General features: G+C 68.5%; 16 protein-coding genes. 12 read left to right on the forward strand and 4 right to left on the reverse strand.

All coding sequences use genetic code 11. The annotated features are described in order from the left end of the window. The first annotated feature begins 2 nt into the window (after nucleotides 1-2). Genes D9V41_RS12370 through D9V41_RS12375 form a run of 3 tightly spaced genes read left to right on the forward strand, consistent with a single transcriptional unit; the run spans nucleotide 3 to nucleotide 1800 of the window. Complete coding sequence (locus tag D9V41_RS12370) at nucleotides 3-950, forward strand: heme o synthase (RefSeq protein WP_121794885.1); 948 nt, start codon at nucleotides 3-5, stop codon at nucleotides 948-950. Nucleotides 951-970: 20 nt separating this feature from the next. Then, nucleotides 971-1324, forward strand: coding sequence for a hypothetical protein (locus tag D9V41_RS17840; RefSeq protein ID WP_166376027.1), 354 nt, complete (start codon nucleotides 971-973; stop codon nucleotides 1322-1324). After that, a complete protein-coding gene (locus D9V41_RS12375; protein WP_166376028.1) occupies nucleotides 1321-1800 on the forward strand; it encodes a GNAT family N-acetyltransferase in 480 nt (159 codons plus the stop codon). Before D9V41_RS17840 ends, D9V41_RS12375 begins: the two co-directional genes overlap by 4 nt. On the opposite strand, the gene D9V41_RS12380 is transcribed toward D9V41_RS12375, so the two are convergent. Genes D9V41_RS12380 through D9V41_RS12390 form a run of 3 tightly spaced genes read right to left on the reverse strand, consistent with a single transcriptional unit; the run spans nucleotide 1760 to nucleotide 4346 of the window. Next, complete coding sequence (locus D9V41_RS12380; RefSeq protein ID WP_121794887.1) at nucleotides 1760-2662, reverse strand: COX15/CtaA family protein; 903 nt, start codon at nucleotides 2660-2662, stop codon at nucleotides 1760-1762. The two genes, D9V41_RS12375 and D9V41_RS12380, sit on opposite strands and share 41 nt — an antisense overlap. Further along, nucleotides 2653-3429 carry an ABC transporter permease gene (locus tag D9V41_RS12385; protein ID WP_121794888.1) on the reverse strand — a complete coding sequence of 259 codons (777 nt, stop codon included), beginning with the start codon at nucleotides 3427-3429 and terminating at the stop codon, nucleotides 2653-2655. Before D9V41_RS12385 ends, D9V41_RS12380 begins: the two co-directional genes overlap by 10 nt. After that, nucleotides 3426-4346, reverse strand: coding sequence for an ABC transporter ATP-binding protein (locus D9V41_RS12390; RefSeq protein WP_243697257.1), 921 nt, complete (start codon nucleotides 4344-4346; stop codon nucleotides 3426-3428). Before D9V41_RS12390 ends, D9V41_RS12385 begins: the two co-directional genes overlap by 4 nt. 152 nt (nucleotides 4347-4498) lie before the next feature. Between D9V41_RS12390 and D9V41_RS12395 the strand changes: the two genes are divergently transcribed. Continuing rightward, complete coding sequence (locus D9V41_RS12395) at nucleotides 4499-5599, forward strand: ATP-dependent DNA ligase (RefSeq protein ID WP_121794889.1); 1101 nt, start codon at nucleotides 4499-4501, stop codon at nucleotides 5597-5599. A gap of 9 nt (nucleotides 5600-5608) precedes the next feature. On the opposite strand, the gene D9V41_RS12400 is transcribed toward D9V41_RS12395, so the two are convergent. Beyond that, nucleotides 5609-6667, reverse strand: coding sequence for a DNA polymerase domain-containing protein (locus D9V41_RS12400; protein ID WP_121794890.1), 1059 nt, complete (start codon nucleotides 6665-6667; stop codon nucleotides 5609-5611). Nucleotides 6668-6775: 108 nt separating this feature from the next. On the opposite strand from D9V41_RS12400, the gene D9V41_RS12405 reads away from it, so the two are divergent. Genes D9V41_RS12405 through D9V41_RS12440 form a run of 8 tightly spaced genes read left to right on the forward strand, consistent with a single transcriptional unit; the run spans nucleotide 6776 to nucleotide 13245 of the window. After that, complete coding sequence (locus D9V41_RS12405) at nucleotides 6776-7483, forward strand: helix-turn-helix transcriptional regulator (protein ID WP_121794891.1); 708 nt, start codon at nucleotides 6776-6778, stop codon at nucleotides 7481-7483. Beyond that, a complete protein-coding gene (sufB, locus tag D9V41_RS12410) occupies nucleotides 7480-8916 on the forward strand; it encodes a Fe-S cluster assembly protein SufB (protein WP_121794892.1) in 1437 nt (478 codons plus the stop codon). The genes D9V41_RS12405 and sufB overlap by 4 nt, the downstream gene beginning before the upstream one ends. After that, nucleotides 8916-10088 (forward strand): Fe-S cluster assembly protein SufD, encoded by a 1173-nt coding sequence (gene sufD, locus D9V41_RS12415; RefSeq protein ID WP_121794893.1) that lies wholly within the window; start codon nucleotides 8916-8918, stop codon nucleotides 10086-10088. The genes sufB and sufD overlap by 1 nt, the downstream gene beginning before the upstream one ends. Next, a complete protein-coding gene (locus tag D9V41_RS12420; RefSeq protein ID WP_208006848.1) occupies nucleotides 10088-10411 on the forward strand; it encodes a Rieske (2Fe-2S) protein in 324 nt (107 codons plus the stop codon). Before sufD ends, D9V41_RS12420 begins: the two co-directional genes overlap by 1 nt. 6 nt (nucleotides 10412-10417) lie before the next feature. Beyond that, entirely contained in the window at nucleotides 10418-11182 is a 765-nt protein-coding gene (gene sufC / locus D9V41_RS12425; protein ID WP_121794894.1) for a Fe-S cluster assembly ATPase SufC, read from the forward strand. Next, nucleotides 11179-12429 carry a cysteine desulfurase gene (locus D9V41_RS12430; RefSeq protein ID WP_121794895.1) on the forward strand — a complete coding sequence of 417 codons (1251 nt, stop codon included), beginning with the start codon at nucleotides 11179-11181 and terminating at the stop codon, nucleotides 12427-12429. The genes sufC and D9V41_RS12430 overlap by 4 nt, the downstream gene beginning before the upstream one ends. 1 nt (nucleotide 12430) lies before the next feature. Next, nucleotides 12431-12880 (forward strand): Fe-S cluster assembly sulfur transfer protein SufU, encoded by a 450-nt coding sequence (gene sufU, locus D9V41_RS12435; RefSeq protein WP_121794896.1) that lies wholly within the window; start codon nucleotides 12431-12433, stop codon nucleotides 12878-12880. 5 nt (nucleotides 12881-12885) lie between these two features. Next, on the forward strand, nucleotides 12886-13245 hold the full coding sequence (locus D9V41_RS12440; RefSeq protein ID WP_121794897.1) for a metal-sulfur cluster assembly factor: 360 nt from the start codon (nucleotides 12886-12888) through the stop codon (nucleotides 13243-13245). Nucleotides 13246-13797: the final 552 nt, after the last annotated feature.

Genomic DNA, 13797 nt, shown 5'->3' on the forward strand with positions numbered 1-13797 from the left:
AGGTGACTTCCGTCGAACCCGAGACCTCCGTCGCCGGCACGTCGCATCCGCGGAAGCACCGCTCTGCCGTGGCCGATGTCGTGAAGGCCTACGTCGCGTTGACGAAGCCGCGCATCATCGAACTGCTGCTGGTGACCACGCTGCCGGTGATGTTCCTGGCGGCACGCGGAGTCCCGTCGTTCGGCCTTGCCGCCGCCACGATGATCGGCGGCACCCTGGCAGCGGCCAGCGCCAACGCGCTCAACTGCGTCGTCGACGCCGACATCGACACCAAGATGCGTCGCACATCGCGCCGCCCACTGCCGCGGCACCAGGTCGGCACCCGCAACGCGCTGATCTTCGGCCTCGTGCTCGGTGTTCTGGCAACGGTATGGCTCGGCGTTCTGGTCAACTGGCTGTCGGCGTGGCTCGCCCTCGCAGCCAACGTCTTCTACGTCGTCGGATACTCGATGGTCCTCAAGCGCCGCACGAGCCAGAACATCGTGTGGGGCGGCATCGCCGGTTGTTTCCCGCCGCTGATCGGCTGGACGGCCATCACGAACGAACTCGCCTGGGCTCCGTTCGTGCTGTTCCTCATCGTCTTCTTCTGGACGCCGCCCCACACCTGGGCACTCGCGATGCGGTACCGCGAGGATTACGCGGCCGCCGACGTTCCGATGCTTCCCTCCGTCGCTCCGGCCGCCGAGGTCGGGCGGCAGATCGTGCTGTACACCTGGGCGACCGTGATCACGTCCCTCGCGGTGTGGCCGGTCGCCGACACCGGCTGGTTCTACCCTGCCGTGGCGATCGTGCTCGGCATCGTGTTCCTCGCCGAGGCCTACGACCTCCGCGGTCGTGCCCGCGAGACCGAGCAGCTGTCGGTCATCAAGCCCATGCGCCTGTTCCATTTCTCCAACGCCTATCTGGCGTTGCTCTTCGTCGCGGCGGCGCTGGACCCGTTCGTCGGCTGAGCCCGCGTTAGGCTCGGGCCATGCGCTCCGCGATCACCTGGCTCGTTGTCGGCGCCGTTCACGCCGTGGCGTGGTTGCTCTGGCCCGCGGCGCTCGATGCCCCGGCCTGGTGGATCTGCGCCGCCGTCACCTCTCTTGTCCTGGTCAGCGCGGCCGCTCTGGTGTTGCCGCGCCGGGACCTCCCGACGATCAGCCTCGCCTCGGCCGCCGGAGTGACGGTGGGATGGGCTTCGGTCGCACTCCCGTCGGGCGACGTGAGCCTGGAGTGGAGTCTCGCCGCCATCGGCGTCTTCGTCGCGGCCGCCGTGGCGGCGGCGCTGCTCGGCGGGCTCATCGTCGGCCTCCGCGAGCGTCGCACCGCGCCACCGCGATGAACCTCGCCGTCGAGGCGGTCGGTCCCGAGGACTGGCGCCGGTGGCGTGAGTTGCGGTTGCGGGCGCTCGCCGAGGATTCGGCGGCGTTCGCCCGCAGCGCCCACGGCTGGATCCGCGGAGGCGACACCGAGGAGCGCTGGCGTGAGCGCCTCGCTGGCGACGACCGATTCTTCATCGCGTCGGACCGTGGAGTCGATCTCGGGATCGTGGGAGCCTCACCGCGCGGCGATGGCAGCGTGGAACTGATCTCGATGTGGGTGGCAGGCACCCGACGCGGGCGCGGCATCGGCCGGATCCTCGTGCAGCGGGTTCTCGAGGTCGCGCAGACCCGGCCAGTGGTGCTCCGCGTCATGGCCGACAACGCCTCGGCGGTGGGCTTCTACCTCGCGATGGGTTTCGCCTTCGACGGCGCGGTCCCCGATGAGGAGGGCACTCTCACGATGCGGCGACCGGCTCCCGGTCTCGGCTCGGGCTGACCGCGACGACGAGATGAGTGGCCGCCGCGAGCAGCACCGCGCCGCCGACGAGATGCGCGGCCACGAGCGCGATGGGCAGGTCGGTGAAGTACTGCACGTAGCCGATGAGTCCTTGCGCCAGCTCGACGATGAGCAACGTGAGCGCAGCCGTCCGAGCCTGATGGCGTCGCAGCCGCCAGACCACGATCACCGTCAGCACGACGAGCACCCATACGGAGGCCGCGTGGATGCGGCTCCACAGCTGCGGGTCGAGTCCGTTGCGCGGCGCGTCGACGTCGCCGGCGTGCGGGCCGCTGCCGGTCACCACCGTGCCGAGGTAGATCGCGGCGAGGAGGACGCCGTAGGCGGCGTACAGGATGGTCCGGGTGAGATCGTCGACGCCGAGTCCCCCGCCACCGCGCACCTTCACGAGCAGCACCGTCGACGCGACGACGAGACCCATGGACAGCAGCAGGTGCAGGGAGACGACCCACGGGTTCAATTGCGTCAGCACCGTGATGCCCCCGATGACGCCTTGGAACGGAATGCCGAGCGCCATCACGAGGGTGAGCCGGCGCAGCAGCGGCGTCGCGCCGCGCCAGCGCCACACGGCGACGAAGGTCGCGATCGCCACGGCGATCAGGACATAGGTGAGCAGCCGGTTGCCGAACTCGATCGCTCCGTGCCAGCCCAGCGAGCTGTGCGGCACGAAGGACTCGTCGGTGCACTTGGGCCAGGTCGGGCATCCGAGGCCCGAACCGGTGAGGCGCACGAGCCCGCCAGTGAGGATGATCACGGTGTTCGCGGCGAGCGAGGCCCACGCCCACTTCTCCACCGTCGCACGGCGGATATCGGTGGGCCTGAGAAGTTCCTTCACTCCCATGTGAAACTCCTGGTGGTGAGGAGGCCGGCGACGGCCGTCCAGCCGGCGAGGACGGCGAGCGCCGACCAGTGCGGGGCGCCGGCGGCGAAGGTGTCGCGTAGCCCTTCGGCCAGTGCGGCCGACGGCAGGAGTGCGAGCACCGACTGGGCGGCATCGGGATAGCGGTCCAGCGGGACCAGCACGGCCCCGGCGACGAGCAGGACGACGTAGACGAGATTGGCCAGCGCCAATGTCGCTTCAGCGCGCAGTGTGCCGGCGATGAGCAGCGCGAGGGAACCGAACGCCGACGTACCGAGCACCGCCAAGAGCGCGAGCCAAAGCCAGGGAAGGACTCCCGCGGCCGGTTCCCAACCGAGGAGTAGCGCCACGCCGCTGAGCAGCGCCAGCTGGGCGACCTCGACGAGGACGACCGCCGTGATCTTCCCGATCACCAGACCCGAGCGCGGCAGCGGCGAAGCGCCCAACCGCTTGAGCACGCCGTAGCGGCGTTCGAACCCGGTGGCGATCGCGAGCGAGGTGAACGAGGTGGAGAGGACGGCCAGCGCGAGGACGCCCGGTGTGATGACGTCGATCGGCCGACCAGGGCCGAGGTCGACGATGCGGTCCGAGCGTGTCCCCGCAAGCAGCAGGATCAGCGGAATGACGATGGTGAGGAGCACCTGCTCGCCGTTGCGCAGCAGCAGTTTGAGTTCCATCGCCGTCTGCGAGCGCAGCATCGCGCCTCGTGGCGCAGCGCCGGGAGCGGGGGAGAGGTCGAGGGGCGTCATCGCAGCGCCTTCCCGGTGAGCTCGAGGAATCGGTCCTCGAGGGACTGGCGCTCCACGAGCATGGATTCGACCAGGACGTCCTGATCGCCGAACCAGCGCGCGACCGCGGTGACCAACGGGGGACACACGTCGCCGGTGACGACGTACTGACCGGGGACCGGCTCCTCGATGGACGACCCAGCGGGGAGTCGGTCGGCGATCGGGCCCAGGGCGAGACCGGGGCGCGCCGTCACGCGGATCGTATTGCGCGATCCGTCGCCGGAGAGCTCGCCGGGGGACCCGGACGCGATGACGCGGCCCGAATCGACGATGTGCACGAAGTCCGACAACACCTCGGCCTCGTCCATGAAATGCGTCGTGAGGACGGTGGTGACGCCGTGCTCACGCAGTTCGGCGACGAGATCCCAGGTGGCTCGCCGGGACTGGGGGTCGAGTCCGGCGCTCGGCTCGTCGAGGAACAGCAGCTCGGGACGGCCGACGATCGCCATGGCCAGGCTCAGTCGCTGGCGTTCCCCACCCGAGAGTCTGCGGTAGCTGGTCCGCGCGAACGATGACATGCCGAGCCGTGCGATGAGCGCCGAGACGTCGAGCGGATGCGCATGCAGGGACGCCATATGCCGCAGCATCTCCTCGGCGCGCACCCCGAGCCAGGCGCCTCCGGACTGCAGCATGACGCCCACGCGCGGGCGGAGTTCGGCCGCGTCGGCGACCGGGTCGAGGCCCAGTACCCGTACGCGTCCGCTGTGCGGGCGGCGGAAGCCCTCGCAGGTCTCGATGGTCGTGGTCTTGCCCGCACCGTTGGGACCGAGGATCGAGGTGACCGTGCCGGGCTCGACGCGAAGACTGAGCCCGTCGACGGCGGTGACGTCGCCGTACCGCATGACGAGGTCGGTGACTTCGACGGCAGCGTGCGACACCCGGACATTCTAGGCGGGGCACTGCAACGGCCGGTCGGCGGTCCCGGCGCCCTCACGACGGTAGAGTCCCCTGCCATGAACAGCGTTCGCGCGACGCCGGGCACCTTGCGACGGGGTGCTGCCGACCGGCCCGAACCTCTCAGGAGCATCCGATGACCCTCCCCGTGAACCCGCCGGTGCGTCCGATGCTGGCCAAATCCGTCAAGGGTGTCCCCGCGCCGGACTCCGTCGACGGCGGGCTCGTCTACGAGCCCAAGTGGGACGGCTTCCGCGCCATCGTGTTCCGCGACGGTGAGGACGTCGAGATCGCCAGCCGTTCCACCAAGCCGCTGACGCGGTACTTCCCCGAGATCGTCGCAACGGTGCGCGCCCAGCTGCCCGAGCGCTGTGTCGTGGACGGGGAGATCGTCATCGACATCGACGGCCGGCTGGACTTCGACGCGCTCAGCCAGCGCATCCATCCGGCCGACTCGCGGGTCCGGATGCTTGCGGAGCAGACGCCGGCGCGGCTCGTCGCGTTCGATCTGCTGGCGCTGGGCGACGAGTCGCTCATGGCCGAGCCCTTCTCCGTGCGGCGCGAGCGGCTCGTCGCCGCCTTGGGGAACGCCGAGGACCCGGTTCACGTGACCCGGGTGACCGACGATGCGGCCGAAGCCGAGCAGTGGTTCGAACAGTTCGAGGGCGCGGGTCTCGACGGCGTCGTCGCGAAACCCCTCGCCGAGCCCTACGCGCCGAACGGGCGGGTCATGCTCAAGGTCAAGCACGCGCGCACGGCCGATGTCGTGGTGGCCGGCTATCGCCTCCACAAGACCTCGACCGCGAGTCGGCCGCTGCTCGGTTCGCTGCTGCTCGGCCTCTACGCGGGGGACGGCCGGCTCCAGCACGTCGGGGTCGCGGCCTCATTCTCGGAGCGCCGTCGCGCCGAGCTCGTGGAGGAGCTCGCGCCGCTGGTGGTCGCCGAGGGCGAGCCGCACCCGTGGGCCGAGTGGCGCGACGAGTCCGCGCACGCCGGAGGGCGGCTTCCGGGCGGCCAGAGCCGGTGGAGCGGCACGAAGGACCTCTCCTTCATCCCGTTGCGTCCCGATCGCGTGGCCGAGGTCGGCTACGAGCACATGGAAGGCGTCGGTGACTCCGCCCGCTTCCGCCACACAGCGCAGTTCAAGCGCTGGCGTCCTGACCGTGAACCCGCCTCGTGCACGTACGAGCAGCTCGAGGAAGTCGCCCGCTACGACCTCGGTGACGTCCTGCTCTGAGTCGGCGCCTCAGGTGTCCGCGCGCGCCTTCGAGGGCTGCACGCGCTTCGGTTCGCCGGGCATCTTGGGGTAGTCCGGCGGGTACGGCATGTCGCCTTCGCCGTTCTCCTCGTCGCGGGCGTACCACTCGAGCAGGGTCTCCAGGCCGAACACCTCGTCGTCGATGGAGGCCCACGGGTCGGGTCGCTGAGCGAGGAGGTCCGGGACCGTCGTGAGATTGAGGGTCCGCGGCTCGTCGAGGTCGAACAGTTCGTCCCAGGTCAGGGGAGTGGACACGGGGGCGCCGGGCTTCGGACGCAGGCTGTAGGCACTCGCAATGGTGCGGTCGCGGGCGTTCTGGTTGAAGTCGACGAAGATCTTCTCGCCGCGCTCCTCTTTCCACCACTTGGTCGTGACACCGTCGTCGCGACGCTCGAGCTCACGTCCGAAGGCCAGCGCGGCATGGCGGACGTCCGTGAACGTCCACTCCGGGCGAATGCGCACGAACACGTGGACCCCGCGGTTGCCGCTGGTCTTGACGTAACCCCGCACCCCGATCTCCTCGAGGAGTTCCTTGGCCACCCGGGCGACGCGCTGAGCGTCGTGGAAATCGGTACCCGGCTGCGGGTCCAGGTCGATGCGGAGCTCATCGGGCCGGTCCACATCGCGGCGCCGCACCGGCCACGGGTGGAAGGTGATGGTGCCCATGTGCGCGGCCCAGGCGGCGACAGCGATCTCGGTGGGGCAGATCTCGTCGGCTCGACGACCCGAGGGGAAATGGATGCGGACCGTCTCCAGGTAGTCCGGAGCTCCCTTGGGCACCCGCTTCTGATAGAACGCGTCACCGTGGTTGTCCTGGCGCGTCGACAGCGTCATGCCCTCGCGCACGCCCTTCGGCCAGCGCTCGAGAGTGGTGGGTCGCTCGTCGAGGGCCCGCATGAGGCCGTCCCCGACGGCCACGAAGTACTCCACGACCTCCAGCTTGGTGATCGCGGGAGTGATGTCCGTCGCCTCGTAGATGATCCGGTCGGGGCTCGACACGCGGACGGTGCGCCCGCCCGCCTCGACCTGTGCTGCCGTGGTGGCCATGCTTCACCGTATCGTCGTCGCGGCGCCGCGGCAGCCACATGCAGCCGGTAAGGCGAACCTTCGTTGAACGGCCGGAATGAATAACGGCACACTGGTGTTGTGAAAAACATGCGGGTACCCGAGGTGACGTCGTCGACCGACGACGCTCCCACGCGCCTGCGTGTCGCCCAGTGCCTGCTGTCGCACGGCGCATCGACCGCCGCCCAGCTGGCCGAGCGGCTCGATCTCACTCCCGCGGCCGTCCGCCGGCACCTGGATGCGCTGCTCGAGCAGGGCCTCATCGAGCCGCGCGAGCAGCGGATCGTGGGTCAGCGCCGCCGGGGCCGTCCCGCCCGCGTCTTCGTCCTGACCGACGCAGGTCGCGACCAGTTCGAGCACTCGTACGACGCGCTCGCCGCCGAGGCGCTGCGCTACCTGCACGAGACGGGCGGAGACGACGCTGTCAAAGCGTTCGCCCGCCACCGCCTCGGCATTCTCGAGGAGCGGTACCGCGCTGTCCTGGAGGGCGTCGAGTCCTTCGAGGAGCGCGCCCGTCTCCTCGCCCAAGCCCTGACCGACGACGGTTACGCCGCGTCCGTCAGCAGCTCGCCGGCCGGCGAGCAGATGTGCCAGCATCACTGTCCCGTGGCTCACGTCGCGGGGGAGTTCCCCCAGTTGTGCGAAGCCGAGACCGAGTTGTTCGCCGACCTGCTCGGCACGCACGTCCAGCGACTCGCCACCATCGCCCACGGCGACGGCGTGTGCACCACCCACCTGCCCAAGGCGCCGGTGACAGAGATTCCGCAAGCCCCCACACAAGAGAGGGTGTCGTCATGACCACGACGCACGAGACCAACCAGATCGAGGAGCTGAACCCCGGTCTGAAGGAGGTCGGCAACTACGAGTTCGGCTGGGCCGACCCCGACATCGCGGGTGCCAGCGCGCAGCGCGGTCTGAGTGAGGCCGTCGTCCGGGACATCTCGGGTAAGAAGAGCGAGCCGGACTGGATGCTCGAGCGCCGTCTCAAGGGCCTCAAGCTGTTCGAGCGCAAGCCCATGCCGACGTGGGGCGCCGACCTCACCGACATCGACTTCGACAACATCAAGTACTTCGTGCGCTCCACGGAGAAGCAGGCCACCACGTGGGACGAGCTTCCCGAGGACATCAAGAACACGTACGACAGGCTCGGCATCCCCGAGGCCGAGAAGCAGCGTCTCGTCGCCGGTGTCGCCGCGCAGTACGAGTCCGAGGTCGTCTACCACCAGATCCGCGAGGACCTGGAGGAGCAGGGCGTCATCTTCCTCGACACCGACACGGCGCTGCGGGAGCACCCGGAGATCTTCGAGGAGTACTTCGGCACCGTCATCCCGACCGGCGACAACAAGTTCTCGGCGCTCAACACCGCGGTGTGGTCCGGCGGCTCGTTCATTTACGTGCCCAAGGGTGTCCACGTCGACATCCCGCTGCAGGCCTACTTCCGGATCAACACCGAGAACATGGGCCAGTTCGAGCGCACGCTGATCATCGCCGACGAGGACTCTTACGTCCACTACGTCGAGGGGTGCACCGCGCCGATCTACAAGAGCGACTCGCTGCACTCGGCCGTCGTGGAGATCGTCGTCAAGAAGAACGCCCGCGTGCGGTACACGACGATCCAGAACTGGTCGAACAACGTGTACAACCTCGTCACCAAACGCGCCACGTGCGAAGAGGGCGCCACGATGGAGTGGGTCGACGGCAACATCGGCTCCAAGGTCACGATGAAGTACCCGGCCGTCTACCTCATGGGCGAACACGCCCGCGGCGAGACGCTGTCGATCGCCTTCGCCGGCTCCGATCAGTACCAGGACACCGGCGCCAAGATGGTGCACGCGGCTCCGCACACGTCGAGCTCGATCCTGTCCAAGTCGGTGGCGCGTGGCGGTGGCCGCACCTCGTACCGCGGCCTGCTCCAGGTCCTCGACGGTGCCGAGGGTTCGGCCAGCACGGTCAAGTGCGACGCGCTGCTCGTCGACCAGATCAGCCGTTCGGACACGTACCCGTACGTCGACGTGCGTGAGGACGATGTGACGCTCGGTCACGAGGCCACGGTCTCCAAGCTCAGCGACGACCAGCTCTTCTACTTCATGTCGCGCGGCATGGAGGAGGACGAGGCCATGGCGATGATCGTGCGCGGCTTCGTCGAGCCGATCGCCCGTGAGCTGCCGATGGAGTACGCCCTCGAGCTCAACCGTCTGATCGAACTGCAAATGGAAGGAGCGGTTGGTTAATGACCGCCACCGTGGAGAACGTCGCGAACGCTCTGGAGCTCGAGCATGTGGAATCCCACCTGCACCCCGAGCCGTCCTACGACCTCGCGGCGCATCCCGTTCCCAGCGGCCTGGAGGAGATCTGGCGGTTCACTCCCCTCAAGCGCCTCCGCGGACTGTTCGACGGCGCGGCTTCCGACGCGCACCTCTCCTGGGAGAACGACCTGCCCGAAGGTGTCACGCTCGGTGAGCTGAGCACCGAGGAGGCGAAGGCGCTCTCGGTGAGCGCGCCGTTCGACCGCCTCGGTGCGCTCGCCGTGGCGAACGCCGGCGGCGCGGTGCTGCTGGACATCCCCGCCAACGCCGAACTCGATCGTCCCGTGCGTCTCACGATGCGCGGTGACGCCGCCGACACGCTGGTCTGGGGCCATGTCGTGATCCGGGTCGGTGCTCACGCCAAGGCCACCGTCCTGGTCGATCACGTCGGCTCGGCCACGTACGACGCGTTCACGCAGGTCGTCGTCGGCGACGGGGCCAAGCTCGACCTCGTCTCGCTCAACGACTGGGAGGACGACGCGGTCCACGCCGAGCAGATCAACCTGCGTGCCGGCCGTGACAGCGAGGTCCGGGTCTTCGAGTTCAGCCTCGGCGGCGACCTCGTCCGCACGAGCCTCAACGTCGACTACGCGGGTCCCGGTGGCAGCGTCGACCTGCTCGGCGTGTACTTCGCCGACGCCGGCCAGCACATCGAGCATCGCCAGTTCGTCGACCACACCGCGCCCAAGACCCGCAGCAACGTCGAGTACAAGGGCGCGCTGCAAGGCCAGGACGCGCACACCGTGTGGATCGGCAACGTCCTGATCCGGAAGGTCGCCGAGGGCATCGAGACCTTCGAGCAGAACGACAACCTGGTGCTCACCGACGGAGCCAAGGCCGACTCGGTGCCGAACCTCGAGATCGAGACGGGCGACATCGCCGGCGCCGGCCATGCGTCCACGACGGGCCGCTTCGACGATCAGCACCTGTTCTACCTGCAGAGCCGCGGCATCGAGGAGACCGAGGCCCGTCGCCTCGTCGTCCACGGCTTCTTCAACGACATCATCCGCCGGATCGGTGTCGAGGACCTCCAGGAGCGGCTCATCTCGGCCATCGAGGACGAGCTCGCGACGGTCGTCGGGCGGCTGGAGTCCTGATGGCATTCCAGGAAGCAGCCAAGCTGGCTGACGTCCCCGAGGGCGCGGCGCTGGCCGTCGAACTCGGCGGCGTCGACCTTGCGCTCGTCAAGCAGGGCGACACCGTCTACGCGATCCAGGACTGGTGCTCCCACGCGGAGATCCCGTTGTCGGACGGCGACGTCGAGGGATGCACGATCGAGTGCTTCCTCCACGGCTCGCGCTTCGACCTCCGCACCGGCGAGCCGCTCGGCCTGCCCGCCACCGAACCCGTGCCCGTGTACCCCACCAAGATCGAGGGAGAGACCGTGTGGGTCGACCTCCCCGACGAAAGCGAGAACTGACAGATCATGTCCACCCTTGAGATCAAGAACCTCCACGTCTCGGTCGAGACCGACGACGGCGCGAAGGAGATCCTGCGCGGCGTCGACCTCACCATCAAGTCCGGCGAGGTCCACGCGATCATGGGCCCCAACGGCTCGGGCAAGTCGACGCTCGCGTACTCGATCGCCGGGCACCCGAAGTACACGGTGACCGACGGCGAGGTGCTGCTCGACGGCGAGAACATCCTCGAGCTGACCGTCGACGAGCGCGCCCGCGCCGGCCTCTTCCTGGCCATGCAGTACCCGGTCGAGGTCCCCGGCGTGTCCGTCGCGAACTTCCTGCGCACCGCCAAGACCGCCATCGACGGCGAGGCCCCGAAGCTCCGTACCTGGGTCAAGGACGTCAACTCCGCGCTCGAGCGCGTGACGCTGGACCCGACCTTCGCGCAGCGCAGTGTCAACGAGGGCTTCTCCGGAGGCGAGAAGAAGCGCCACGAGATCGCCCAGCTGGAGCTGCTCAACCCGAAGTTCGCGGTGCTCGATGAGACCGACTCCGGTCTGGACATCGACGCACTGCGGGTCGTGTCCGAGGGCGTCAACCGCTACACGAGCCAGGGCGACCGCGGCCTGCTGCTGATCACCCACTACACGCGCATCCTGCAGTACATCCAGCCCGACTACGTGCACGTCTTCGTGGCCGGCAAGCTCGCGGAGTCCGGTGGACGTGAGCTCGCCGAGCAGCTCGAGTCCGAGGGCTACGACAAGTACGTCAAGGCGGCCGCAGCACTGTGACCCGGACCCAGGGCTACGACGTCGAGGCGATCCGCAAGGACTTCCCGGTCCTCGCGCGATCGGTCGCGGGCGGGCACCCGCTCGTGTATCTCGACAGTGCCAACACCTCGCAGAAGCCTCGACAGGTCGTCGAGGTCATCGAGCGGCACTACCTCGAGCACAACGCGAACGTCGCCCGAGCCATGCACCAGCTCGGTGCGGAGGCCACGGCGGCGTTCGAGGGTGGCCGGGACAAGGTCGCGCAGTTCATCGGCGCGCCCTCGCGCGACGAGGTGATCTTCACCAAGAACGCCTCCGAGGCGCTCAATCTCGTGGCGCGCGTGCTCGGCGACGCCGGCACCGTGGGCCCTGGCGACGAGATCGTCATCTCGCAGATGGAGCACCACTCCAACATCGTGCCGTGGCAGTTGCTCGCCGAGCGCACGGGCGCGACGCTTCGCTGGTTCGGCGTCACCGATGAGGGGCGGCTCGACCTCGACGACCTCGACACGCTGGTCAACGAGCGCACCAAGATCGTCTCGCTGACGTGGGTGTCGAACATGCTCGGCACGATCAACCCGCTGGACGTCGTCATCGCGCGCGCCCATCAGGTCGGTGCGCTCGTGGCGGTCGACGCCTCGCAGGCCGTGCCGCAGATCCCGGTCGACGTGGCGTCGCTCGGCGCCGACTTCGTCGCCTTCACCGGGCACAAGATGGTCGGTCCGACGGGCATCGGCGTGCTGTGGGGTCGCTACGACCTGTTGGCGTCGCTTCCGCCGTTCCTCGGCGGCGGCGAGATGATCGAGACGGTGACGATGGAGCGCAGCACGTTCGCTGCTCCACCCCACCGGTTCGAGGCGGGCACGCCGCCGATCGCCCAGGCCGCCGGTCTGGGTGCGGCGGTCGACTACCTGTCCGCTCTCGGCATGGAGAACGTCGCCGCACACGAGCAGGCGATCACCGCGTACGCGCTCGAGCGACTGCAGGAGATCGACGGTCTGACGATCGTCGGGCCCCGGGAGCCGGTCGATCGTGGGGGAGCGATCAGCTTCGCGCTCGACGGTGTGCACCCGCATGACGTCGCGCAGCTGCTCGACTCCCGCGGCGTCGCGGTCCGGGCCGGTCACCACTGCGCCAAGCCGGCGCACCGCCGCTTCGGTGTCCAGTCGACGACCCGTGCGTCGTTCTACCTGTACACGACCGAGGCGGAGATCGACGTGCTGGCTGAGGCGATCCGCCACACCCAGCGGTACTTCAAGGTGAACTGAGATGGACGTCGACGCGCTGTACCAGGAGATCATCCTGGACCACTACAAGAACCCGCACGGGGCTGGCCTGCGCGAGCCCCACGAGGCGGAGGTGCACCACGTCAACCCGACGTGCGGTGACGAGATCACCCTGCGCGTGCACCTGGACGGCGACACCGTCGCCGACGTCTCGTACGACGCGGAGGGCTGTTCGATCAGTCAAGCCTCGGCGTCGGTGCTCTACGACCTGCTGGTCGGCAAGTCCGTGCCGCAGGGGCTCGCGGTGCTGGATGCCTTCTCGGAGGTCATGCACGGTCGCGGCCAGGTGGAACCCGACGAAGAGGTACTCGAGGACGGCATCGCCTTCGCCGGCGTCGCCCAGTTTCCGGCACGTGTGAAGTGCGCACTGCTGAGCTGGATGGCGTGGAAGGACGCCGTCTCCCAAGCCGTCTCCGATCCGAAGGAGCAGTGAGACCCATGACCACCGACCATTCCGACCTGCCCGAGGTCGACCTCGCCCCGAAGCCGACGAGCTCGGACGACGTCATCGAGGCCATGAAGGATGTCGTCGACCCCGAGCTCGGGATCAACGTCGTCGATCTCGGCCTCGTCTACGGGGTCCACATGGACGAGCACAGCAACGCCGTTCTCCAGATGACGCTGACCTCGGCGGCTTGCCCGCTCACCGACGTGATCGAGGATCAGACCCGGGCGGCGCTGGACGGCATCGTCAACGACTTCCGGATCGACTGGGTCTGGATGCCGCCGTGGGGTCCGGACAAGATCACCGACGACGGCCGCGAGATGCTGCGCGCCCTCGGCTTCAACATCGGCTGACCTACTCCGGTCCGCGACTCGACCACTTGCCCGGTCGTTGGTGGTCGAGTAGGAGGTCGCTCAGCGACCGACGTATCGAGACCGGGTTGTGTGGCGTGGTCTCGCTCTGTCGCGGGCGCTCGACCGCTTCAGCCGGTTCGGTGGTCGAGTAGGAGGTCGCTCAGCGACCGACGTATCGAGATCACGCTCTCGTCTGATGGTCTCGATACGCGGCTCGCAGAGCTCGCCGCTACTCGACCATCTACAGCAGCGCTCTCACTCGTTGCGGTTCCTGAGTAGCCGTGAGCAACCAGCGGCGTATCGAAGGGCGCCGCGACTCGACCGCTTCAGCCGGTCGTTGGTGGTCGAGTAGGAGGTCCGGTCGTTGGTGGTCGAGTAGGAGGTCGCTCAGCGACCGACGTATCGAGATCACGCGCTTGTCTGATGGTCTCGATACGCGGCTCGCAGAGCTCGCCGCTACTCGACCATCTACAGCAGCGCTCTTGCTCGTTGCGGTTCCTGTGTAGCCGTGAGCAACCAGCGGCGTATCGAAGGGCGCCGCGACTCGACCGC

This window comes from Aeromicrobium phragmitis (assembly GCF_003674095.1).
GTDB lineage: Bacteria > Actinomycetota > Actinomycetes > Propionibacteriales > Nocardioidaceae > Aeromicrobium > Aeromicrobium phragmitis.